This is a genomic window from Arthrobacter sp. BG3 (assembly GCF_056680185.1).
The window spans coordinates 2293096-2315408 of record NZ_CM155270.1 but is presented as its reverse complement, the minus strand read 5'-3'; the positions used below and the strand labels follow the sequence as shown (position 1 = coordinate 2315408).

At 63.7% G+C, this 22313-nt stretch carries 14 protein-coding genes and 3 rRNA genes; 5 read left to right on the top strand and 12 right to left on the bottom strand.

The annotated features are described in order from the left end of the window. The first annotated feature begins 529 nt into the window (after positions 1 to 529). Entirely contained in the window at positions 530 to 2980 is a 2451-nt protein-coding gene (locus AC1MFL_RS10300) for an HAD-IC family P-type ATPase (protein ID WP_479809487.1), read from the top strand. Between the two features lie 137 nt (positions 2981 to 3117). Here AC1MFL_RS10300 and rrf read toward each other — a convergent pair. From rrf to rpmB, 6 genes are all read right to left on the bottom strand, one after another. Further along, positions 3118 to 3234 (bottom strand): 5S ribosomal RNA (gene rrf, locus AC1MFL_RS10295). A gap of 209 nt (positions 3235 to 3443) precedes the next feature. Next, a 23S ribosomal RNA gene (locus AC1MFL_RS10290) occupies positions 3444 to 6578 on the bottom strand. A 500-nt stretch (positions 6579 to 7078) separates the two neighbouring features. After that, positions 7079 to 8602: ribosomal RNA gene (locus AC1MFL_RS10285) — 16S ribosomal RNA — on the bottom strand. Together the 16S, 23S and 5S rRNA genes form the textbook arrangement of a ribosomal RNA operon. Before the next feature lie 725 nt (positions 8603 to 9327). Further along, positions 9328 to 9633: a 30S ribosomal protein S14 gene (gene rpsN, locus AC1MFL_RS10280; protein WP_011693742.1), complete on the bottom strand. Its 306-nt coding sequence runs from the start codon at positions 9631 to 9633 to the stop codon at positions 9328 to 9330. Between the two features lie 4 nt (positions 9634 to 9637). After that, positions 9638 to 9805, bottom strand: a complete 168-nt coding sequence (rpmG, locus tag AC1MFL_RS10275; protein WP_011693743.1) for a 50S ribosomal protein L33 — start codon at positions 9803 to 9805, stop codon at positions 9638 to 9640. Next, complete coding sequence (gene rpmB, locus AC1MFL_RS10270) at positions 9805 to 10041, bottom strand: 50S ribosomal protein L28 (protein ID WP_056342125.1); 237 nt, start codon at positions 10039 to 10041, stop codon at positions 9805 to 9807. The genes rpmG and rpmB overlap by 1 nt, the downstream gene beginning before the upstream one ends. 483 nt (positions 10042 to 10524) lie before the next feature. On the opposite strand from rpmB, the gene AC1MFL_RS10265 reads away from it, so the two are divergent. From AC1MFL_RS10265 to AC1MFL_RS10255, 3 genes are all read left to right on the top strand, one after another. Then, positions 10525 to 11961 (top strand): ferredoxin reductase family protein, encoded by a 1437-nt coding sequence (locus tag AC1MFL_RS10265; RefSeq protein ID WP_479809485.1) that lies wholly within the window; start codon positions 10525 to 10527, stop codon positions 11959 to 11961. Then, entirely contained in the window at positions 11958 to 12515 is a 558-nt protein-coding gene (locus AC1MFL_RS10260; protein ID WP_479809484.1) for an FMN-binding protein, read from the top strand. Before AC1MFL_RS10265 ends, AC1MFL_RS10260 begins: the two co-directional genes overlap by 4 nt. Positions 12516 to 12579: 64 nt before the next feature. After that, positions 12580 to 13341, top strand: coding sequence for an FAD:protein FMN transferase (locus AC1MFL_RS10255; protein WP_479809483.1), 762 nt, complete (start codon positions 12580 to 12582; stop codon positions 13339 to 13341). Here the strand turns inward: AC1MFL_RS10255 and AC1MFL_RS10250 are convergent. Genes AC1MFL_RS10250 through AC1MFL_RS10240 form a run of 3 tightly spaced genes read right to left on the bottom strand, consistent with a single transcriptional unit; the run spans position 13338 to position 16515 of the window. Then, positions 13338 to 14099, bottom strand: a complete 762-nt coding sequence (locus AC1MFL_RS10250) for an SGNH/GDSL hydrolase family protein (protein ID WP_479809482.1) — start codon at positions 14097 to 14099, stop codon at positions 13338 to 13340. The two genes, AC1MFL_RS10255 and AC1MFL_RS10250, sit on opposite strands and share 4 nt — an antisense overlap. Before the next feature lie 60 nt (positions 14100 to 14159). Further along, positions 14160 to 15977 carry a glutaminase A gene (gene glsA, locus AC1MFL_RS10245; protein WP_479809481.1) on the bottom strand — a complete coding sequence of 606 codons (1818 nt, stop codon included), beginning with the start codon at positions 15975 to 15977 and terminating at the stop codon, positions 14160 to 14162. Positions 15978 to 16026: 49 nt separating this feature from the next. Next, positions 16027 to 16515 carry a MarR family winged helix-turn-helix transcriptional regulator gene (locus AC1MFL_RS10240; protein ID WP_226759244.1) on the bottom strand — a complete coding sequence of 163 codons (489 nt, stop codon included), beginning with the start codon at positions 16513 to 16515 and terminating at the stop codon, positions 16027 to 16029. 103 nt (positions 16516 to 16618) lie between these two features. On the opposite strand from AC1MFL_RS10240, the gene AC1MFL_RS10235 reads away from it, so the two are divergent. Beyond that, positions 16619 to 16906 (top strand): YciI family protein, encoded by a 288-nt coding sequence (locus AC1MFL_RS10235; RefSeq protein ID WP_226759245.1) that lies wholly within the window; start codon positions 16619 to 16621, stop codon positions 16904 to 16906. A gap of 27 nt (positions 16907 to 16933) precedes the next feature. Here AC1MFL_RS10235 and AC1MFL_RS10230 read toward each other — a convergent pair whose 3' ends face one another. The 3 genes from AC1MFL_RS10230 to AC1MFL_RS10220 all read right to left on the bottom strand — a co-directional run bounded on the left by AC1MFL_RS10230 (position 16934) and on the right by AC1MFL_RS10220 (position 22311). Continuing rightward, the gene (locus AC1MFL_RS10230; protein WP_479809480.1) at positions 16934 to 17770 is read right to left on the bottom strand and encodes an SGNH/GDSL hydrolase family protein; all 837 of its coding nucleotides are present in this window, start codon (positions 17768 to 17770) and stop codon (positions 16934 to 16936) included. A 237-nt stretch (positions 17771 to 18007) separates the two neighbouring features. Continuing rightward, on the bottom strand, positions 18008 to 21484 hold the full coding sequence (locus AC1MFL_RS10225; RefSeq protein ID WP_479809478.1) for an ATP-binding protein: 3477 nt from the start codon (positions 21482 to 21484) through the stop codon (positions 18008 to 18010). Next, positions 21481 to 22311 (bottom strand): DUF4194 domain-containing protein, encoded by an 831-nt coding sequence (locus AC1MFL_RS10220; protein ID WP_479809476.1) that lies wholly within the window; start codon positions 22309 to 22311, stop codon positions 21481 to 21483. The genes AC1MFL_RS10225 and AC1MFL_RS10220 overlap by 4 nt, the downstream gene beginning before the upstream one ends. Positions 22312 to 22313 lie beyond the last annotated feature (2 nt).

Genomic DNA, 22313 nt, shown 5'->3' with positions numbered 1-22313 from the left:
TTTGAAACCAGCTGTAAAAACCAGACCACACCACGGGGTGGCGGATCCAGTCAATTCAACCAATTCAATACAATAAATTGGTATCAACAAACTTGGCACACTATTGAGTTCTCAAACAACAGACACACCCGGCACCACCACAACCACAGGTCGCGGATCGCTCCGGAGCAACTTCACAAACTTACCCGAACTCCCGAAGCTAAGCAAATCAGCGTTTCCGCGATCACCAAGCCCACGAGAAGGGCCCCCACCCTCACACAGCACGCCAAAAAGCGAACCATTTTCAGGATATTTGCCAGGGGGTCGGTCGCAAACTCTCCGCAACAGCGGCGGCGACTCGAACTACTCTACACACCCCACCGACCACACACAAATCCACCCCCACACCACCCCCACACCCCCAAAAACCCTGCCACCCCAACGATTCCAGACACCCGAAAGCCCTCCCCCACACCCAAACCACAAAAACCAACCCCCGTGGGCTGCATCACCTGCTTTCCAACGCCCCTGCCGTTACGATCAGGAGGTGATGGCAGAACGCCGGCGCCACAGACCAGACCTGCTGCACCGGCGTGTCTCCGGGCCAGCCGCCGCAGGCCTGTCCGGCAGCGACGTCGCCTCCCGCACAAGCCAGGGGCTCGCAAACCGCATACCCGATACAACCAGCCGCAGCCTCTGGCAGATCGTCCGGGCCAACGTCCTGACGCTGTTCAACTCAATCGTGGGCACAAGTTTCGTTCTCCTGCTCCTGCTGGGCAGCTGGCAGGATGCACTCTTCGGCCTGGCAGCAGCCGGCAACGCCGTCATCGGAGTCGTGCAGGAATACCGCGCCAAACGGACCCTGGACCGCCTGGCAGTACTCGAGGCCCCGCTCGCACGCGTGCTCCGCGACAGCACCGTGCAGGAAATCCCCACGGCAGAGGTCGTGCTGGACGACGTCCTGGTCCTGCGCGCAGGTGACCAGGTCACGGCCGATGCTTCCGTTCTCGAGAGCGGCGGGCTGGAGGCCGATGAATCCCTCCTCACCGGGGAGTCGGACCCCGTCGATAAGCAGGCAGGGACCGAGGTGCTGTCCGGCTCGATCATTGTTGCTGGACGCAGCACCGCAAGAGTGATCCGGGTGGGCGCTGACTCATTTTCCAGCCGGCTCGCCGCCGACGCGAAGCGGTTCTCGCTGGTCAACTCCGAGATCCGCAACAGTCTCGACCGGGTCCTGCGCTGGCTCACCTGGGCGCTGCTCCCGGTCGCCCTGATCGTGGCCAACGGTGAGATGCAGTCCAGGGGCGGCTGGGAGCAGGCTATCGCCAGCGGCGCCTGGACCTCCGCGCTGGTGGGGGTGATTGCGAGCGTCATCGCAATGGTTCCCCTGGGGTTGGTCCTGCTCTCAAGCGTGGCCTTCGCTGTCGGCGGTGTCCGGCTCGCCGGGAACAAGGTTCTCATTCAGGAGCTGGCCGCGGTCGAGGGTCTGGCCCGCGTGGATGTTCTTTGCCTGGACAAGACCGGGACGCTCACCGAAGGCCGAATCATCTTCGATGGTGTCCATGAGCTGGCCGGGCCGGCCGAACCCGGCTGGGAGCACGCCCTCGGCTGGTTCGCCGCGGATCCGGAGGCAAACGCGACATCGCGTTGTCTCCAGACGGCTTTCGAGCACGACGGCGGCAGCCCGGCGGTCGCGTCGGTTCCCTTCTCGTCTGCCCGGAAGTGGAGTTCCGTGACATTCGACGGCGGCAGTGCACGCTCAGGCTCCTGGATCCTGGGCGCCCCTGAGGTAGTGCTGACGCACAGCTCTGGCGACGACCCGGGACCAGTGACAGGCGCCGCCCTGGGCAAGGCCGGCCGGCTCGCCGAATCCGGCCTGCGGACTGTCGTGCTGGCATACGCCGGCGGGACAACCATTACCGCCGACGATGCAAGACTGCCCGCAGCTGTAAAACCCGTCGTTGTGCTCACGTTCCGGGAACAGATCCGCCCCGATGCCCGGCAGACGCTGGACTACTTCCGCGAGGAAGGTGTTGAGCTGAAGATCATTTCAGGGGACGACCCCCGGACGGTCGCGGCAATTGCGCGCGCCGTGGGATTGGACGTCAGGGACGGGTACGACGCCCGGGAGCTGCCCGAGGACCCCCGACGGCTTGAAGAGGTGATGGGTGAGAACACGGTCTTCGGGCGGGTGAGCCCCGACCAGAAAAAGGACATGGTGGCAGCCCTCCAGCGCCGCGGCCATACGGTCGCGATGACAGGAGACGGGGTCAACGATGTGCTGGCCCTGAAAGAGGCAGACCTTGGCATCGCCATGAACTCCGCCGCTCCTGCCACAAAGGCCGTGGCCCGGCTGGTGCTGCTGGATGGACGCTTCGACCGGCTGCCCGGTGTGGTGGCCGAGGGCCGCCGCGTGATTGCCAACATTGAGCGGGTGTCCAAGCTGTTCCTCAGCAAGACCACCTATTCCATTGCGATCGCAGTCAGTTTCGGACTCCTCAGCCTGCAGTTTCCGTTCCTGCCGCGCCAGCTGTCCTTTACAGACGGCCTGACGATCGGGATTCCGTCCTTTTTCCTGGCGCTGATGGCCAATACCCGCCGTTATCAATCCGGCTTTTTGCGCCGCTCGCTGTCCTTCTCCGTCCCCGCCGGACTCATCGTCGCCGCTTCACTGTTGGGGCTGAACCTGTACGCGCGTGCAAGCGGCGCTGATGGGGGAGCCCCGGAGTCACTGCAGTCGGCATCGGTGCTGACCCTGTCGGTGATCGGATTGTGGATTCTCGCGGTGGTCTCCCGCCCGTTCGATGGGCAGAAACTGGCGGTGCTGCTGGCGATGTGTGCCAGCCTCCTGATCCTGCTGAACCTGCCGCTGGCCCAGGACTTCTTCCAGCTCGCATTGCCGCCGGCGGACTTGTTGCGGGCGGCGGGCGCCGCCGCGCTTGGCGGCGGGCTGGCTGTCGAGCTCCTCGCCTGGATCCACGGCAGGAAATTCCCGCGCTGACCGGCGCTTCGGTGCCCGCCGGGGCCTGGGATTCCCGGGTATCGACAGGCCAGGCCTTCGGTCTTGAAAAAATGGAATAGCGCTTAAATGCGGGAGAGCCCCAACCTGTGGTTGGGGCTCTCGACCGTTTAATGATGTTCCGGCGGTGACCTACTCTCCCACACCCTCCCGGGTGCAGTACCATCGGCGCTGTGGGTCTTAGCTTCCGGGTTCGGAATGGGACCGGGCGTTTCCCCCACGCTATGACCGCCGTAACCCTTGCTCCGACACCCCCGCGGGGGGGGTGTGGAAATCTGGTGTTACAACTGTGGTGTTGTTATGTTGTTGTGGTTTTGTTCCCTGGAACAAACACGCTGGTGGCGGGTTTGTTGTTTGGGAACCACATAGTGGACGCAAGCAGTCTTGTTTCTTTTTACCACCCCTTGGGTGCGAACCCCTTTTGAATGGGTTCGCGGGGTGGTGTGTGGTGTAAGTTATCGGCCTATTAGTACCGGTCAGCTTCACGAGTCGTTAGTCCTCGCTTCCACATCCGGCCTATCAACCCAGTGGTCTGGCTGGGGGCCTCTCACACACAAGGTGTATGGAAATCTCATCTCGAAGCGAGCTTCCCGCTTAGATGCTTTCAGCGGTTATCCCATCCGAACGTAGCTAATCAGCGGTGCACTTGGCAGTACAACTGACACACCAGAGGTTCGTCCGTCCCGGTCCTCTCGTACTAAGGACAGCCCTTCTCAAATTTCCTGCGCGCGCAGCGGATAGGGACCGAACTGTCTCACGACGTTCTAAACCCAGCTCGCGTACCGCTTTAATGGGCGAACAGCCCAACCCTTGGGACCTACTCCAGCCCCAGGATGCGACGAGCCGACATCGAGGTGCCAAACCATGCCGTCGATATGGACTCTTGGGCAAGATCAGCCTGTTATCCCCGAGGTACCTTTTATCCGTTGAGCGACGGCCATTCCACAATGTACCGCCGGATCACTAGTCCCGACTTTCGTCCCTGCTCGAGATGTCTCTCTCACAGTCAAGCTCCCTTGTGCACTTACACTCGACACCTGATTGCCAACCAGGCTGAGGGAACCTTTGGGCGCCTCCGTTACTTTTTAGGAGGCAACCGCCCCAGTTAAACTACCCATCAGGCACTGTCCCTGACCCGGATTACGGGCCGAAGTTAGATGTCCAAAGTGACCAGAGTGGTATTTCAACGATGACTCCACCCGAACTGGCGTCCGGGCTTCAACGTCTCCCACCTATCCTACACAAGCCACTCCGAACACCAATACCAAACTATAGTAAAGGTCTCGGGGTCTTTCCGTCCTGCTGCGCGTAACGAGCATCTTTACTCGTACTGCAATTTCGCCGAGTTTATGGTTGAGACAGCGGGGAAGTCGTTACTCCATTCGTGCAGGTCGGAACTTACCCGACAAGGAATTTCGCTACCTTAGGATGGTTATAGTTACCACCGCCGTTTACTGGGGCTTGAATTCTCAGCTTCGCCTTGCGGCTAACCGGTCCTCTTAACCTTCCAGCACCGGGCAGGAGTCAGTCCGTATACATCGTCTTGCGACTTCGCACGGACCTGTGTTTTTAGTAAACAGTCGCTTCCCCCTGGTCTCTGCGGCCCCTGCACGCTCCGGACAGCAAGTGTCCATCACGATGGGGGCCCCCCTTCTCCCGAAGTTACGGGGGCATTTTGCCGAGTTCCTTAACCATAATTCTCTCGATCGCCTTAGTATTCTCTACCTGATCACCTGTGTCGGTTTGGGGTACGGGCGGCTAAAACCTCGCGTCGATGCTTTTCTAGGCAGCATAGGATCACCGAATCCCCCCTTACGGGAGTCCCATCGGATCTCAGGCATCATGAACGGCGGATTTGCCTACCGTTCGCCCTACATCCTTAGACCGGGACAACCATCGCCCGGCTCGGCTACCTTCCTGCGTCACACCTGTTAATACGCTTGCCTCCCAGGATCAGGTCCCGCGCTCCACCAAAACCCTCACACCACAAGGGCGCTCAGGCAGGCTTCGGGCAGTTAGTATCCCCTGTTCAGCATGGACGGTTTTTCGCCGGTACGGGAATATCAACCCGTTGTCCATCGACTACGCCTGTCGGCCTCGCCTTAGGTCCCGACTTACCCAGGGCAGATTAGCTTGACCCTGGAACCCTTGATCATTCGGCGGACGGGTTTCTCACCCGTCTTTCGCTACTCATGCCTGCATTCTCACTCGTGTAGGCTCCACCGCTGGTTTACACCGCGACTTCACTGCCCACACGACGCTCCCCTACCACTCCAGACGCCTGAACCAACCCACAAGGGGCGGCTTAGCAAATATCTGAAATCCACAACTTCGGCGGTGTACTTGAGCCCCGCTACATTGTCGGCGCGGAATCACTTGACCAGTGAGCTATTACGCACTCTTTTAAGGATGGCTGCTTCTAAGCCAACCTCCTGGTTGTCTTCGCAACTCCACATCCTTTCCCACTTAGCACACGCTTAGGGGCCTTAGTTGGTGGTCTGGGCTGTTTCCCTCTCGACTATGAAGCTTATCCCCCACAGTCTCACTGCTGCGCTCTCACTTACCGGCATTCGGAGTTTGGCTGACGTCAGTAACCTTGTAGGGCCCATTAGCCATCCAGTAGCTCTACCTCCGGTAAGAAACACGCAACGCTGCACCTAAATGCATTTCGGGGAGAACCAGCTATCACGAAGTTTGATTGGCCTTTCACCCCTACCCACAGCTCATCCCCTCCATTTTCAACTGAAGTGGGTTCGGTCCTCCACGACGTCTTACCGTCGCTTCAACCTGGCCATGGGTAGATCACTTCGCTTCGGGTCTAGATCACGCCACTGCAACGCCCTATTCAGACTCGCTTTCGCTACGGCTTCCCCACACGGGTTAACCTCGCGACGTAACACTAACTCGCAGGCTCATTCTTCAAAAGGCACGCCGTCACCAGAATCAGACTGGCTCCGACGGATTGTAAGCACACGGTTTCAGGTACTGTTTCACTCCCCTCCCGGGGTACTTTTCACCTTTCCCTCACGGTACTGGTCCGCTATCGGTCATTAGGGAGTATTTAGGCTTATCAGGTGGTCCTGACAGATTCACACGGGATTTCTCGGGCCCCGTGCTACTTGGGATAATCCCCGGGCGGTACACAACATTTCGGTTACGGGGCTCACACCCTCTCTGGCCGGCCTTTCAAGACCGTTCACCTATGCCTGTACTACACACCCCACTGTCCCGGCAGAGACAGAATGGGAAGTCCCACAACCCCGACCATGCAACGCCCGCCGGCTATCACACATGGAACGGTTTAGCCTGATCCGCGTTCGCTCGCCACTACTGACGGAATCACTATTGTTTTCTCTTCCTGCGGGTACTGAGATGTTTCACTTCCCCGCGTTCCCTCCACGCACCCTATGTGTTCAGATGCGGGTCACCAGGCAACTCGCGCCCCTGGCGGGGTTTCCCCATTCGGACACCCTGGGATCACAGTCCGGTTATCGACTCCCCCAGGCTTATCGCAGATTCCTACGTCCTTCTTCGGCTCCTAATGCCAAGGCATCCACCGTGTGCTCTTAAAAACTTGACCACAAAAGATCAAAAACGCTAATTTTCGAGAGAACCACGGAAACCACCACCACCGCCCCGAAGGACAACAGCGACAGATCCAGGTTCATATTCTTGGAAATTGCTTCTTATAAAAGATGCTCGCGTCCACTATGTAGTTCTCAAACAACAACCCCAAACCACACACCCCACACACTCTTCGTGCGTGCTCGATGCAGCCAGGAAACCAGAAACAAACAAAACCCGGACCCCGCGGCCTACGCCGCGAACCCCGGCCCTGTTGCCTCAGGACCCAACAGTGTGCCAAACACTAAACCGCCCGTACCCTCCCTGCCACCGTTCCAGGACCACCCCCGAAAGGAGAGTCCGTACTGGGTGCCAGGGAAAAACCGGCGGCCGCTATTCGTTGATATTCCACCCGTGAGCACCCGCCGCAGAACTATCGTCTGCGCAACGGGCGTACTCCTGACAACCCCTCCACACCCGCATACACGGGGCAAGGTGACTGTAGGTGCTCCTTAGAAAGGAGGTGATCCAGCCGCACCTTCCGGTACGGCTACCTTGTTACGACTTAGTCCCAATCGCCAGTCCCACCTTCGACAGCTCCCTCCCACAAGGGGTTAGGCCACCGGCTTCGGGTGTTACCAACTTTCGTGACTTGACGGGCGGTGTGTACAAGGCCCGGGAACGTATTCACCGCAGCGTTGCTGATCTGCGATTACTAGCGACTCCGACTTCATGGGGTCGAGTTGCAGACCCCAATCCGAACTGAGACCGGCTTTTTGGGATTAGCTCCACCTCACAGTATCGCAACCCTTTGTACCGGCCATTGTAGCATGCGTGAAGCCCAAGACATAAGGGGCATGATGATTTGACGTCGTCCCCACCTTCCTCCGAGTTGACCCCGGCAGTCTCCTATGAGTCCCCGCCATAACGCGCTGGCAACATAGAACGAGGGTTGCGCTCGTTGCGGGACTTAACCCAACATCTCACGACACGAGCTGACGACAACCATGCACCACCTGTAAACCGACCGCAAGCGGGGCACCTGTTTCCAGGCGTTTCCGGTTCATGTCAAGCCTTGGTAAGGTTCTTCGCGTTGCATCGAATTAATCCGCATGCTCCGCCGCTTGTGCGGGCCCCCGTCAATTCCTTTGAGTTTTAGCCTTGCGGCCGTACTCCCCAGGCGGGGCACTTAATGCGTTAGCTACGGCGCGGAAAACGTGGAATGTCCCCCACACCTAGTGCCCAACGTTTACGGCATGGACTACCAGGGTATCTAATCCTGTTCGCTCCCCATGCTTTCGCTCCTCAGCGTCAGTTAATGCCCAGAGACCTGCCTTCGCCATCGGTGTTCCTCCTGATATCTGCGCATTTCACCGCTACACCAGGAATTCCAGTCTCCCCTACATCACTCTAGTCTGCCCGTACCCACCGCAGATCCGGAGTTGAGCCCCGGACTTTCACGGCAGACGCGACAAACCGCCTACGAGCTCTTTACGCCCAATAATTCCGGATAACGCTTGCGCCCTACGTATTACCGCGGCTGCTGGCACGTAGTTAGCCGGCGCTTCTTCTGCAGGTACCGTCACTTTCGCTTCTTCCCTACTGAAAGAGGTTTACAACCCGAAGGCCGTCATCCCTCACGCGGCGTCGCTGCATCAGGCTTTCGCCCATTGTGCAATATTCCCCACTGCTGCCTCCCGTAGGAGTCTGGGCCGTGTCTCAGTCCCAGTGTGGCCGGTCACCCTCTCAGGCCGGCTACCCGTCGTCGCCTTGGTGAGCCATTACCTCACCAACAAGCTGATAGGCCGCGAGTCCATCCAAAACCACAATAAAGCTTTCCACCCCCCACCATGCGATGAGGAGTCATATCCGGTATTAGACCCAGTTTCCCAGGCTTATCCCAGAGTTAAGGGCAGGTTACTCACGTGTTACTCACCCGTTCGCCACTAATCCACCAGCAAGCTGGCATCATCGTTCGACTTGCATGTGTTAAGCACGCCGCCAGCGTTCATCCTGAGCCAGGATCAAACTCTCCGTTGAAGTAAAACAGACACACCATGCGCCCCCGGGAAAACGGGATGCACACAATGCACAAAATTTGAAACCAGCTGTAAAAACCAGACCACACCACGGGGTGGCGGATCCAGTCAATTCAACCAATTCAATACAATAAATTGGTATCAACAAACTTGGCACACTATTGAGTTCTCAAACAACAGACACACCCGGCACCACCACAACCACAGGTCGCGGATCGCTCCGGAGCAACTTCACAAACTTACCCGAACTCCCGAAGCTAAGCAAATCAGCGTTTCCGCGATCACCAAGCCCACGAGAAGGGCCCCCACCCTCACACAGCACGCCAAAAAGCGAACCATTTTCAGGATATTTGCCAGGGGGTCGGTCGCAAACTCTCCGCAACAGCGGCGGCGACTCGAACTACTCTACACACCCCACCGACCACACACAAATCCACCCCCACACCCCCAAAAACCCCGCCACCACACCAAAAACGGCCCCCGCCAGGGCGCCCAAACGACCACCAGGGCGGATACTGGCCCCTGTGGGCTGCGTCACCCACTCCGGGCTGCGAACTGGCCCTCGGTTGGTGTCCGCGGATCGCCCTTGTCGCTGTCCGCCGGACGCCGGCATGCTGTCCGCGGGCCGCCCGGCGTCGGGTCCGCCGTCGAGCCTTTAAACACAAAAAGGGCCGGCACCTACTGGCGCCGGCCCTTCTTCAAGCCACTGGATTCAGGAGTGCTGAATTACCAGGAAGACTTCGTGATGCCCGGGAGCTCACCGCGGTGAGCCATGTCGCGGAAGCGAACACGGGAGATACCGAACTTCTGGAAGGTACCGCGCGGGCGGCCATCGATGATGTCGCGGTTACGCAGACGTACCGGTGAGGCGTTGCGGGGCAGCTTCTGCAGGCCGAGGCGTGCAGCTTCGCGAGCCTCGTCAGTCGACGCGGGGTCAACCAGAGCCTTCTTCAGTTCGAGGCGCTTTGCAGCATAACGCTCGACGATGACTTTACGCTGTTCGTTCTTAGCGATCATTGACTTCTTAGCCATGTGGTTAGCGCTCCTCTCGGAATTCGACGTGCTTACGGATGCGGGGGTCGTACTTCTTCAGAACCATGCGGTCCGGATCGTTACGACGGTTCTTGCGCGTCACGTAGGTGTAACCCGTGCCCGCGGTCGATTTGAGCTTGATGATCGGACGTACGTCCTTGTCCTTAGCCATTAGAGCTTCACTCCTCGTGCCAGGATTGCGGCGACGACTACGTCGATGCCACGCACGTCGATGGTCTTGATGCCCTTTGCAGAGAGCTGCAGAGTGACATTACGGCGCAGGGACGGAACCCAGTAGCGCTTCTTTTGGATGTTCGGGTCGAACCGGCGCTTGTTGCGACGGTGCGAGTGCGAAATGCTGTGTCCAAAGCCCGGCTCGGCTCCGGTCACCTGGCAGTGTGCTGCCATGACGACTCTCCTCAAAAATAAATGAAACGATCGGCGGAGTTCCCGCGTGACCGTGCGACAGGCGGCGTCCGCATCCAGCGCCCACTGAGTCTCGGTAGTTCCGCGGTGTTCAGGCAGACGGCTTGAACCGGCTGATTTCCTCACTGCGGCGAAGACTGTGGGCCACGGGCACCGGCCGCGGTATCCATGAAGGAAAACCACGGCGAAGTGCCGGGATGCTGGGCGAATACAGGAGTGCACGCAACTTGAGCCCCTAACTACCGGCCATCAGGACTGCCAATATCTCAGGCAAATCCCGCCAACCGGAGCAATTGCACACGCTCCGCGCCACCTAGCGCCTACCAAGTCTACGAGCTTGACGAATTAAAGACCAATCCGTTGCCCGGAGGTGTATAAGGGACGCCAGCCGGTTCCCGGCGAAGTCACATCGGCACCCTAGCGCTTTCACAGCAAAATGATAGGCGGGCGGCGGACCGTATAACCATGAACACTTCACTCCAGACGGCCGTCCCTGGCAGGGGCCGCCGCACTCCCGTGGAGCGGTTCCGCGGTCAGGTCCGGAGACGCTTGTTGCGGGCGGACCTGCTGACCGTGCTCGCTTGGTCTTCGGTGGCCGCCGCCATTGCGCTGTGGCTCGCCGACGGCGGCGCCACCGGGTTCTCGACGCTTGCCGGCTCGTTCACGGCCCTGGGAATCGTGGCCGGCCTTGCCGGTATGGACCTTGTGCTGCTGATGTTGCTGCTGGTAGCGCGTCTTCCATTGATCGACGGCGCCGTAGGACACGACCGGGCCCTTGAATTTCACCGCAAACTCGGCAAACCGTCGCTTTACCTGCTGCTCGCACACGGAGTCCTGATCGCAGTCGGATACGGGATGGCCGAAGGGCTCGATCCAGTCAGTGAGTTGGTGTCCCTTTGGGTACTGGTCCCCGACATGTGGCTCGCCATCGTGTCGACCGGGTTGTTCATTGCCGTGGTCGTCACCTCGCTCGTGGCCGTCCGGCGCCGGTTTCCCTACGAGTTTTGGTACTCCGTGCACCTGCTGACCTACGCCGCCGTCATCACGGCGATCCCGCATCAGTTCAGCACCGGCGCCCTCTTCGCCGAGGGCACGTGGCAGCGCTGGTATTGGATCGCCATCTGCATCGCCACCGGGGCCGCCCTGGCCCACTACCGCGTACTTGAGCCAATCGTCGCCACGGTCCGGCACCAACTGAAGGTCAGCCGCGTCGTGACGGAGGCGCCCGGCGTCGTCAGCATTGAACTGACAGGCCGTCACCTCGACGAGCTGGCCGGCAACGGCGGCAGGTTTTTCATCTGGCGGTTCCTTTCCCGGGGCGCGTGGTGGCATCCGCACCCCTTCAGCCTCTCCGCGGAACCCGTGCTGTTCGATTCCTCGGGGCGGGGCAGACTGCGCATCACCGTCCGCAACCTCGGCCGGGGTTCGGCCCAGCTGGCACGGCTGAAGCCCGGGACGAGGGTCGCCATCGAGGGGCCCTACGGACTCTTCAGCACGGCGGCCCGCAGCCGGGACCACGTGGTGATGATCGGAGCGGGCATCGGCATCACCCCGATCCGCGCCCTGCTGGAGCGCACCCCCTTTGAACCGGGCAACGCCACGGTGATTCTCCGCGGCCACAGTGCGGCCGAACTGTATCTGGGCGCAGAAATCCTGGAACTTTGCCGCCGACGCGGCGCCACCTTGTTCCATCTCACGGGCGCACGGACCACCGGCGAGCGGGGCTGGATGCCGGAGTCGGCCGTCCGGTCAGGACATCGGCTGGCAAGCTACGCTCCACACGTTGCCGACGCCGACGTGTATATCTGCGGCCCGACCGCCTGGGCGCGCAGTGTGATCAGCGAAGCCCGCTCGGCGGGTGTCCGTGAAGAACAACTCCACAACGAAAGGTTCGACTGGTGAGAATACGAGCAGCGGTTTCTGCAGCACTGGCCTCCGCCGGGATCCTTCTGGTCGGCTGGCAGTCCGGCGCGCACGTCGCCGACACGGGGAGCGCGGCGGCGACCACGTCGGCCACCACGTCCAACGGGACCTCGTCCGGCTCGGCAGCGGGCAGCGGGGCCTCGTCCGGATCGGCAGCCGCCGGCGGGACCACGTCAGGATCTTCCGGTTCGGGCTCCTCAAGCGGATCCAGCAGCTCCACGGGTTCTTCGGGTTCTGCCGGGGCCACGGCGCAGGGCGCCGGGAGCTATGCCGGCAGCCTCGTCCAGACCCGTTTCGGCGCCGTCCAGGTCCAGATCACGGTAAAGGCCGGCGCGATCACGGATGTGACCGCCCTCCAACTCACCGACGAGGACCGCAAGTCCGTGCAAATCAGTAAGCGGGCAGCTCCGCTGCTGCGCGCGGAGGTCATCAAGGCCCAGTCCGCCCAAGTGCAGACGATTGGTGGCGCCACCGTCACCAGTGACGCGTATTTGAGTTCGCTTCAGGCAGCCCTCGATGCAGCAAACTTCTAAGCCCTTAGCCGCCGGGAGCCCGGCGCGCAGCGCCCCGACACTGAAAAGCAGGACTTTCCAGTGCATGGGGACGGTCATCAGTCTCGCCCTGCCCACCGCCACCGGCGGGGCAGCGGACGGCGGGCTGGTGCTGGAAGGTGCCACGGCCGCCGTCGAACGCGTGTTTGTGGGGCTGGATGCCATGTTCAGCCTGTACCGCCCGGATTCCGAGGCGAGCCGGATGGCCCGTGGCGAGGTCACGCTCCGGGACGCTTCGGCGGCCTTCCGCGCCCGCTTTGAGGATGCCACCGGCTGGCGGCTGCTGACCGAGGGATTTTTCACCCCCGAGCGGCCCGACGGCGTGCTGGACCTTTCCGGAATCATCAAGGGTTACGCGATCGACCAGGCAGCCACCGCGCTGGAGTCCGTCGGTGTCGAGGACTGGTGCCTGAACGCCGGGGGCGATGTGCTGGTGAGCGGCTCGCCCGCCCCGGGAACAGGGTCCCCGTGGCTGGCCGGCATCGTGGATCCGCAGGATCGCGGGGCGCTGCTCTCAGGGTTCCCTTTGGGCGGCGCCGGCCGCTTCGCCGCACTGGCAACGTCCGGCAGCGCCGAGCGCGGCGACCACATTTGGAAGGCAGGAGTAGGCCGCACCGAATTCCGCCGCTCCGAATTCCGCCAGGTCTCCGTGGCGGCCACGGACATTGTTACCGCGGACGTCCTGGCGACGGCGGTCGTTGCCGGCGGTCGGCGGATGCTGGACTGGGCCACGGACAGCTGGGATGTCGAGGTGCTTGCCGTCCTCGGCAACGGGGAACTGATCGCGACTTCGGGATTCCGGGCCTAGAGATGCGTGAGCCGGGGGTAGCGCGGTGCCAGTCCGTCGCCTGAAGACTTTCCGGTGACGCGACGGACCACCCACGGTCCGGCGAATTCGCGCACCCAGCGGGCATTGGCCCGGATTGCCTCGGCCCGGTTCAGCTCCGGGACCGGAGTCATGGGCGGGATGTCGATCGAGTGGTCATGTTCCAGCACGGTGAGGACGCGTTTGGCCATGTTCGCGTGGCCCGCGGCGGACATGTGCATCCGGTCGGTCGCCCACATTCCCCAGTCGTAGTACTCGCTGAAGCGCCAGTAGTCCACCAGGAGGGCGCCGTGGTCGCCGGCGATGCCGCGGACCAGTTCGTTGTAGATTGCGGTGCGCCCGCGCGTCGTGCCGAAGATCTTGGAGCCGCGGGAGTCGAAACCGGTGAACATCACGATGGTGGCGCCGGTGGACTTGAGCTTGCGGATGCCGGCGTCGTAGTCCACCAGCAGGTCGTCGATATCGACCTTGGGCCGGAGGATGTCGTTGGCCCCGGCGTAGATGCTGACCAGTGTTGGTTTGAGGGCCACGGCGGCGTCGACCTGTTCGGCCATGATCTGGCGCAGCTTCTTGCCGCGGATGGCGAGGTTCGCGTAGCCGAAGTCCGGATCCGCGGCGCCCAGCTGCTCGGCCACCCGGTCCGCCCAGCCCCGGACGCCGTTGGGGCGGGCGGGGTCGTCGTCGCCGACGCCTTCCGTAAAGGAGTCGCCGAGGGCTACGAAGCGGGACGTGAAATCCATGGATCCAGTCTGCCAGTAGTTGCCGGAAGCAACAAAGCGGGCCAAAGGTCCCCGACGCCGCTACTCGCGGATCCGGACCGCCGACTCGCGCAGGTACTGCTCCACCCGGGTGTAGGCGTCCCGGGTCAGGGCCTTCCAGAGGGCGAGGGCCAGCCGCGGGTCGCTTGACTCCAGCTCGTCGATCGCCTCGGCACTGAGCACCATGACCTGGACCGGGCCTACCGCCCTGACGGTGGTTTCCTGCCGGTTCCCGCTGCCCAGCGCCAGCTCCCCGAACGTCATGCCAGCGCTGAGTGTGTTCAGCTTGACCCGCTCCGCGGTGGGCCCCGGGGAGGTGCTGCTGACCCTTCCCGAGGTGATGAAGTAGACCCCGCCGAACCGCAGTCCGACGCGCCGGATGACGTCGCCCTCGTCGTAGGATTTCGGGGTCATCAGGGCTTCGAGCGCTGCGGCATCCGCCTCGTCCAGGGGTGCCAGGGCGGGCGATGCGGTGACCGGCACGATGTCCGGCAGCAGCAGGTGGTCACCATGGCGCTCCAGCAGGCGGTTCTCACAGTATTCGACGGCGGAGCTCCGGGTCGCGAAGGACGGCACCGGATGCCGTGCTGAGAGTCCCAATGCCTCCGCGACGGAGCCGTCCGCCTCGATCAGCACGAGTTCGCGGCCGGCGCCGGTCAGTCTTTCCCGGGACATTCCCAGCATGCGCACGGCCACCTCGCTGACCTGGTCGGTGCGGCGCAGGTCCAGGACCACCAGCTCTACCTCGTCCGGCAGGCTGCTGAGCTCGCGCACCATGGACTCTGTGCCGGCGAAAAGCAGGTCGCCGTTGACTTCGATCACCCGCGCCCGGTGGCCGTGGGCGCGGAGCACGTCGGCGGCCTCGTCGTTCCGGCGGATCCCCGAAGGCGTCTCGGTCACGTCGTACGCGGCGAGGATGGCGGACCGTCCGGTCCGGGCCGCGCGGACGAAGTGCAGTTCCATGTCCCGGGAAAGGCGCTGGGCGGTAGCCAGTCCGCGGACGCTGCTGCCATGCTCATCCAGCGGCGGCGAATAGACCGCCAGGCCCACCTGGCCGGGCAGCACGGCGATGATCCCGCCGGCCACCCCGCTCTTTCCCGGCATGCCCACGCTGCTGATCCAGGCCCCGGCGTCGTCGTACATGCCGGAGGTCATCATGACGGACAGCACGCGTTCCACCGGGCCGATCTCCAGCACCTGTTTGCCGCTGAGCGGGTTCCGGCCGCCGTTGGCGAGGGTGGCGGCCATAATCGAGAGGTCGTAGGAGTTCACCAGGACGGAGCACTGGCGGAAATAGTCCGCCAGGACCGGCGTAGGGTCATCCTCGATGATGTTGAAGGAGCGCAGCAGGTACGCCAGTGCGGTGTTGCGGTGGCCGTGCTTGAGCTCGGATTCGAAGACCTTCTCGCTGACCGAGAGCTGCCGGCCCGCGAAAGCGGAATACGTGCTGAGGATCCGCTTGAAGCCGGACTGCCCGCCGGATCCCCTGATCAGCGAGGTGGCAGTGAGGGCACCGGCGTTGATCATCGCGTTGGCCGGCCGGCCGGTCCCCTCGGCCAGGGAGATCTCATTGAAGGAATCACCCGACGGTTCCACGTCCACTTTGGCGTCCACGGCCTCGCTGCCCAGGTCCTCCAGGGCCAGCCCGTAGGTGAAGGGCTTGGAGATGGACTGGATGGTGAATTCCTCGCGGGTGTCACCGATCTCATAGACCTTACCGTCCACGGTGGCGAGGGCGATGCCGAAGTTGTCCGGGTCCACGTTGGCCATCGCCGGGATGGAGCTGTAGGGCTTGCCGTCCTTGAGCTGGGCGATCTCGGCGTGGATCTGGCGCAGGTAGCTGTCGATCGGCGATTCCATAGTGCCCACACTAGGCGACGCCGGACGGGGGACGGTTCTGCGGCGGCCCTCAGGCCTGCTGGCTGTCCCGCAGGATCCAGTGGTCCTTGTCCAGGCGGCCGACGATCTTCTCGCCGATCCGGGCGAGGTCAGCGACGTCCTCCTTGCTCAGGGCGTCGAGGAAGAGCGAACGCACAGCCTCGACGTGGCCCGGGGCGAGCTCCTTGATGGTTTCCATTCCCGCGTCGGTGAGGTGCGCCGTCGTGACCCTGGCATCGCCGGGGTGCGGGCGGCGCTCCACCCAGCCCCGGGTCTGCAGTTTGGTGACCACATGGGAGAGCCGGGACAGGGAGGCACTCGTGCGCGCGGCAAGTTCGCTCATGGGCAGAAAGCGTCCGTCGGCTTCGGAAAGCATCGCGAGGACGTTGTAGTCGAAGAGGGACAGCTTGCGCTCGTGGTGCAGCTGCGTGTCCAGGGCTGCCGGAAGCAGGGTGTTGATGCTCACTTGGGCCAGCCAGGCCCGGCGTTCGTCGGCGTTCAGCCAGCGCGGTTCAGTCATGGATACAGTCTAGGAGAATTAAAGATTGACGGTTCAACTTCGCCGGATTCCGTGCCGGAAATATCCCGTCTCTGCAGCGGGGGGCAGGCGGTAGGCTAACCCCATGTATGTAGTCTCCTTGACCTACAAGGTCCCCGAAGAGATCGTTGACTTCCACCTTCCGGCGCACGTTACGTGGCTGCAGGACGCCTTCGACCAGGGCATCTTTATGGTCGCGGGGCGGAAGATCCCGCGCACCGGCGCCTTGCTGCTCTCCAACGCGGACCGCGGCGCCCTGGATGCCTCGCTCGCCAGGGATCCGTTCTACGTCAACGGCGTTGCCGAGTTCGACGTCGAGGAGTTCCACGCGAGCCGGGTGGCGCCTGGCTACGAGAACCTGCTGGACAGCTGACGCCGACTGCCCCAGGGGGAACACCGTTCAGGCTGCGGGGATCCTGGCGGTCAGTTTCTTCAGTCCTGCCTTGGGCGGGACTCTGACCGGCTCCGGCCAGCGCGGGCTGAGCTCGTCCCCGAGCGTGACGCCCCGGAGCTTGCGGGCGAAGAGCGGCAGGACCCAGTCCCGGACCCAGCGGCGCTGCCGGCGTTCCCAGTCCCGGAGGCCGGGCTTCGCCGGCGGCGCCCAGTCCTTGGCCTTGACCTTGTGCGGCACCCCGAGCTGGTCCAGGACCTGGCCGGCGAGATACTTGTGGCCGGCCTTGGACATGTGCAGCCGGTCCGAATCCCACATCCGCGGATCGTAGAACGCATCGAAGCACCAGTAGTCCACCAGCACGGCCTCGTATCTCGCCGCCACCTCGCGGACCCGCTGGTTGTAGACGGCGTTCCGCCGCTTGAGCGGTTCCAGGAGCGCTGAGACCCGGACATCGAAGCCGGTGAACAGCACCACCGTGGCCCCGCTGGCGGCAAGTCTCGCGACGAGGAATTCGTAGTCCTTCATCAGAGTGTGGATGTCGGTGCCGATATCGAGGATGTCGTTCCCGCCCGCGTATAAGGTGATCAGCGTCGGTTCCATGGCGAGCGCGGGTTCCAGCTGTTCCGCGATGATGTGCCGCAGCCTTTTGCTGCGGATCGCGAGATTGGCGTATTTCCACCCGGGGTCCGCTTTGGCCAGCTGCTCCGCCACCCGGTCCGCCCAGCCCCGCACCCCGTTAGGCAGCCGGGCGTTGTAGTCCCCCACCCCCTCGGTGAAGGAATCCCCCAGGGCAACGTAAACCCGGCGCCCATCAGGGCTGGGGGACAGAAGGTTTTCGGCCATGCCGCCACGCTAGCCCGGCCGGACGACGTCGGGGTTAACAGGCGGGGCACAGCAGGTGAGCCGGACTGTTCGCGTGACCCGATCCACCGCAACTAACAGCACCTAACAGCAACGCGGAGTCACTTACGGCCCATCCCGACGGGATTTATGGGCGATAAGTGACCCCGCGTTGCTAGAGGGGAGACGCGTTGCTAGAGGGGAGAGGGGAGAGGGGGTGGGGTGGGGTCGGGGCGGGGGTCAGCGGAGGACGATGTCCACCGGGTTCGCCTCGGAGCGCCAGGTTCCCTCGGACCCGGGGCGCGGGCCGATCACGGGAGCGGTGAGCACCCCGGAGCGGTTGGTGCGCTTGTCCCGCAGGATCTCGGTGACGGAGCCCAGGTGCCGGGACAGGTCGATCACGTTTTCCGGGGCGGCCAGGAGCAGCTGGAAGCCGAACTCATGCAGCGCCTTGATGCCGGCGCCGGCGAATTCCTCCGAGGCCAGGACAAAGGCCTCGTCCATCATCACCGTGCCGTAGGTGGTGAAGCCCTGCTCGGCGATGCCCAGCTGGTAGCTCAGTGCCGCGGCCATGATGAACGCGGTGAAGCGCTGCCGCTCGCCGCCGGACATCGAACCGGTGTCCGCATGCATAAAGACCTCGGTCTTTCTCCCCCCGCCCTTTTCAGCCCGGGAACTTTGGATCTCGCGGTGCTCCTTGCACTGGATGAAGAGGTGACCGCGGACGTCCAGCACCTCGGCACGCCAGCGCCGGTCCTCCGGGGTCTGCGAGCCGAGCCGTTTCACCAGCGTTTCAAGCGATTTGTAGCGGTTGGTGAGCTCGGCGTCGTCGTCCCCGTCCGCGCTGGAAGCCCCGGGCGCCGGGCCGGCTGCCTTCCCCGGGCGGGTGTGGCGTACCCTGAGCGCGTTCTGGATCGCGTCCTTGAACTGCTTCGCGGTGGCGGGCAGGGTCTGCTTGATGTCCAGTTCCAGGAAGCTGCCCTCATGGAAGTTGACCTCGGACAGGATCCCGTTCAGCGGCAGGATGCGGCTGGTGATCGAGCGGCGCTCCTCGTCCAGCAGGTGCAGCAGCGTGCTGAAGGACTCGTGCGTGCGCTGGTTGAAGAACAGCCGGAATTCGGCCTCCTGTGCCGGCAGCCCGTCGCTGACGATGGCGTGGTACCGGGCTTCGAACTCGCCCGCGGCGCCGATCGACGTGCCGTGGTCCGCGGAAATCGCCGTTCCCCACTCGCGCACGAAGCCCTCGAAGGTGCGTGTCAGCCGCTCCGAGGTGGCCTGACCGCGGGATTCGGCGGCGTGCAGTTCGGCGAGGAGCCGGGTCCGGACCTGGTTGGCCAGGTTGTCCAGCTCGTGCATTTCCAGGACGTCGCCGAAGCCGGTGAAGTACGGTTCCAGCGCGGTCACGGTGGCGTCCGACGGCGGCGACTGCGCCAGGCGGCCCCGTGCGGCGTCCAGCAGCGAATCGGCGGCGGAAAGCCGCGAGTCGACAGCCTTGTATTCGCTCTGCAGCACGGCCGCGGCCTCGGTGCTGGACTGGTGCTCGTGCCGGGCCGCCTCGATGTTGGCGCGCAACGGCTCGAGATCGGCCTGCGCGTCGAGCGCAGCCTTGAGGCGCTGTTCAATCCGTGCGAGTTCCTCCGCCGCCACGGCGGCCGAGACCTGCTCCCAGGGGCGGTGGTCCTCGGCCACCCGGCGCAGGGCCTCAAGCTGCCGGCTCATCCCCTGGTGGGACTCCTCCCGGCTCTGCGCCAGTTCGGCGGCCTTGGCCAGTTCCTGCTCCAGGTCCTCAACCTGGGCCGCGACGAGCTCCAGCTTGGCGGCGTTGTCGAAGCCGAGGACATAGTCCTGGCGGGAGGTGAAGCGGTCGTCCTTCTCCACGGTGTGGCGGTTTCGCTTGACCACCCCGCCCAGGCTCAGGCCTTTGTCCAGCCCGGCCAGTTCGTCCGGATCCTCGACGCACGGGTAGGCGAAATCGAGGGCGATCCGTTCCCGGATCCACTCGCCGGCCTCCGCGCCGGGCCCCATGGTGAGGATGTCCAGTTTGGTGAGCAGATCGCCGTCGGCCGCGTCCTGCACGGCCAGCGCGCCGCCGGGCAGGGGCTTGGAGACGTCCACCGCGCGCAGGGCACCGCGGACGGAATGGTCATTGAGGTAGCGGGTGACCGCGGCGAAGTGCTCGCCGGGGACCAGCAGGGTGGTGGCGAGGCTGCGCAGCGCGCGCTCGGCGGCCGGACGCCACTGTTCCTGGCCCTCGGCGAGGTCGATCAGCTCGCCGCCGAACGGCATCTGCTCCTCGGGGACGCCGGTGGCGGCTGCGATGGCGCTGCGGTTTTCAATGCTCGACGGCGGCAGCAGGGACTTGCGCGTCTTGAGCGACACCAGTTCCTGCCGGGCGGCGGCGAGTTCACGCTTCCTGGTCGCGTGGCCGTCGAAGGCCTCGAAACGCAGCTCCTTGAGCGCCTCCGAGTCGTCCTTCAGCGCGGCCGAGCGGGCTGCGGCGTGCTCGTGGGCCTGCTCCCAGCCGGCCGCGGACCACTGAAGTTCCAGGCCGGCGTCGGAGAGTGCCTTGCGGGCCGATTCCTCCACCTGCTGGCGGAGTTTGAGCCCCACCCGGGCGTTGTCCAGCGACTGCTCGATCGCGGAGATAGCGTTGCCGCCCTGGTTGTTGTAGTCCGCCTCAAGCTCGCGCAGCTCCTTGGCCAGTCCGTCCCGGATGCCGCGCTCGGCTCCGAGCTCCTTCGCTTTCGCCTGGGCCAGCTCCTTGAACCGGGCGAGCGTCTTCTCGTGGACGGTGACGGCCAGCTGCTGCGTGTACGCCGCGAATTCCTCGCCGGCGAGCTCCCGGAGCTTGTTGGCTTCGAGCAGGGACTGGGCATACTCTCTGTTCAGCCCGGGCACCGGCGCCAGCTGGTCGCGCTGCTGCCGGACGTCCTCAAGCCGCTGCCTGATGGACATCAGGTTGCTGAATTCCTCGACGACGTCATCCGCCGCGGCCAGCGTTGCCGGCGCGTCCAGGACCTGGTCGCGGAAGAAGTTGTTGACGCTGCCGCCGAGTCCCTTGCCGGCCTGGATGACGCGCAACAGCGGCAGGGCCTGGTCGGAATTGATCCCGAGCAGGCGCCGGAAGCGCTCCGCGAAGGCCTTGTGCACGTCGAAGATCTGGGCGTCCGGGAAAACCGTATCCAGCGCCGCCTTGGTGAAGCGCTTCTCCGCGATGCCCTCAATGGCCATGAGGTCCAGTGGCTTGTTGTCGATCAGGTAGTACCGGCCGACGCTGGACTCCGTGCCGTTTTTGGGCAGGTCGAACAGCGCCGACACCGTCACCCGCGTGCCCGCGGCGTTGTCGAAGGTCAGGGCGACGGCGGACCAGGTGGCGTCCGGGCGCTGGAACGCACTGGCCGAGCCCTCGCCCACGGCCTTGTCCCCCACCTTGCCGCGCATGTACGTGAACGTGGTGCGTTTGTCCTCCACCGCGCCGCCCGCGCGCTGGGCTGCGGCCTCGTTGGAGCGCGGCCTCGCGTCGTATACCCTGAGCATCGCGTCGAACAGAGTGGATTTGCCGACGCCGGAATTGCCGGTCAGCAGGGTGCCGTTGCGGTCCACGTGCATGGTGTGGGCGCCGTGGAAGGTGCCCCAGTTGACCACCTGGACCAGGGCAAGGCGCATCTGGCCGGGGTTGGTGAGCTCGCCCATCGGGAGCATGGTGGCGATGCTCACTTGGATTCCTCCGCTTCGGTGTGGTCGTCTACCGCGCCGTCGTCTGCAGTGTCATCCGGCTCGGTGTTCGCCGTGTCCCCGTCGAACTCGAGGAGCGGTTCCGTTCCTGACTGGTCGGTGGAGGCTGCCACCAGCGCGTCGATTTGGGCGGGGATGTCGCCGATGTTCTCAAAGGGGAGGGCCAGGGGCAAGGCATTGGAGATGGTGTAGACCTCGTCCAGGCCGGTGGTGAGGAGGAGCTGGCGGGCCAGGAGCTTGGTGATGGCGCGGTTGACGACATCGGAATCGCGGAGGGCATCCTGCTGGCCGGCCGGCTGGTAGTGGGCCACGAGCTCGGCGATTTCCTCGCGTGTGATCGTGGGGTCGGTCTGGGCCGTGACATGGCGGTCCAGAAGCAGACGCAGGCGGAGCAGCACGATGGTTTCCACCCGGCTCAGGGCCCGCTGCTGCCGCAGGATGCTGGAGCGGGTGCCGGCGCCGATGGCCTCCGGGTCCACCGGGCGCAGGACGGCCACCTTGCGTTCGTGGTCCAGCTGCAGGGCCAGGAAGAGTTCGGACAGGCGGCTGCGCAGGATCAGCTGGTTGTCCAGCAGCGTGGTCCAGAGCTTTTCATCCCGGCCACCATCGATGTACGGGCCCTTGAGGAGTTTCACGAGCGCCTGGCGGACCTTCATCGGGAGGACACCGGTGTCCCCCGGGAAGAGTGCGGCGCCGTCGACGAAGGTGTCGCGCGGGGTCAACGTGAAGGGGTCAGCGTGGATGTGCTGGGCAGGCTCCGCCTCCACTGCCTCTGGGGCCTCCGCTGCTGCCTGGGAAAGTTCAGTCATGT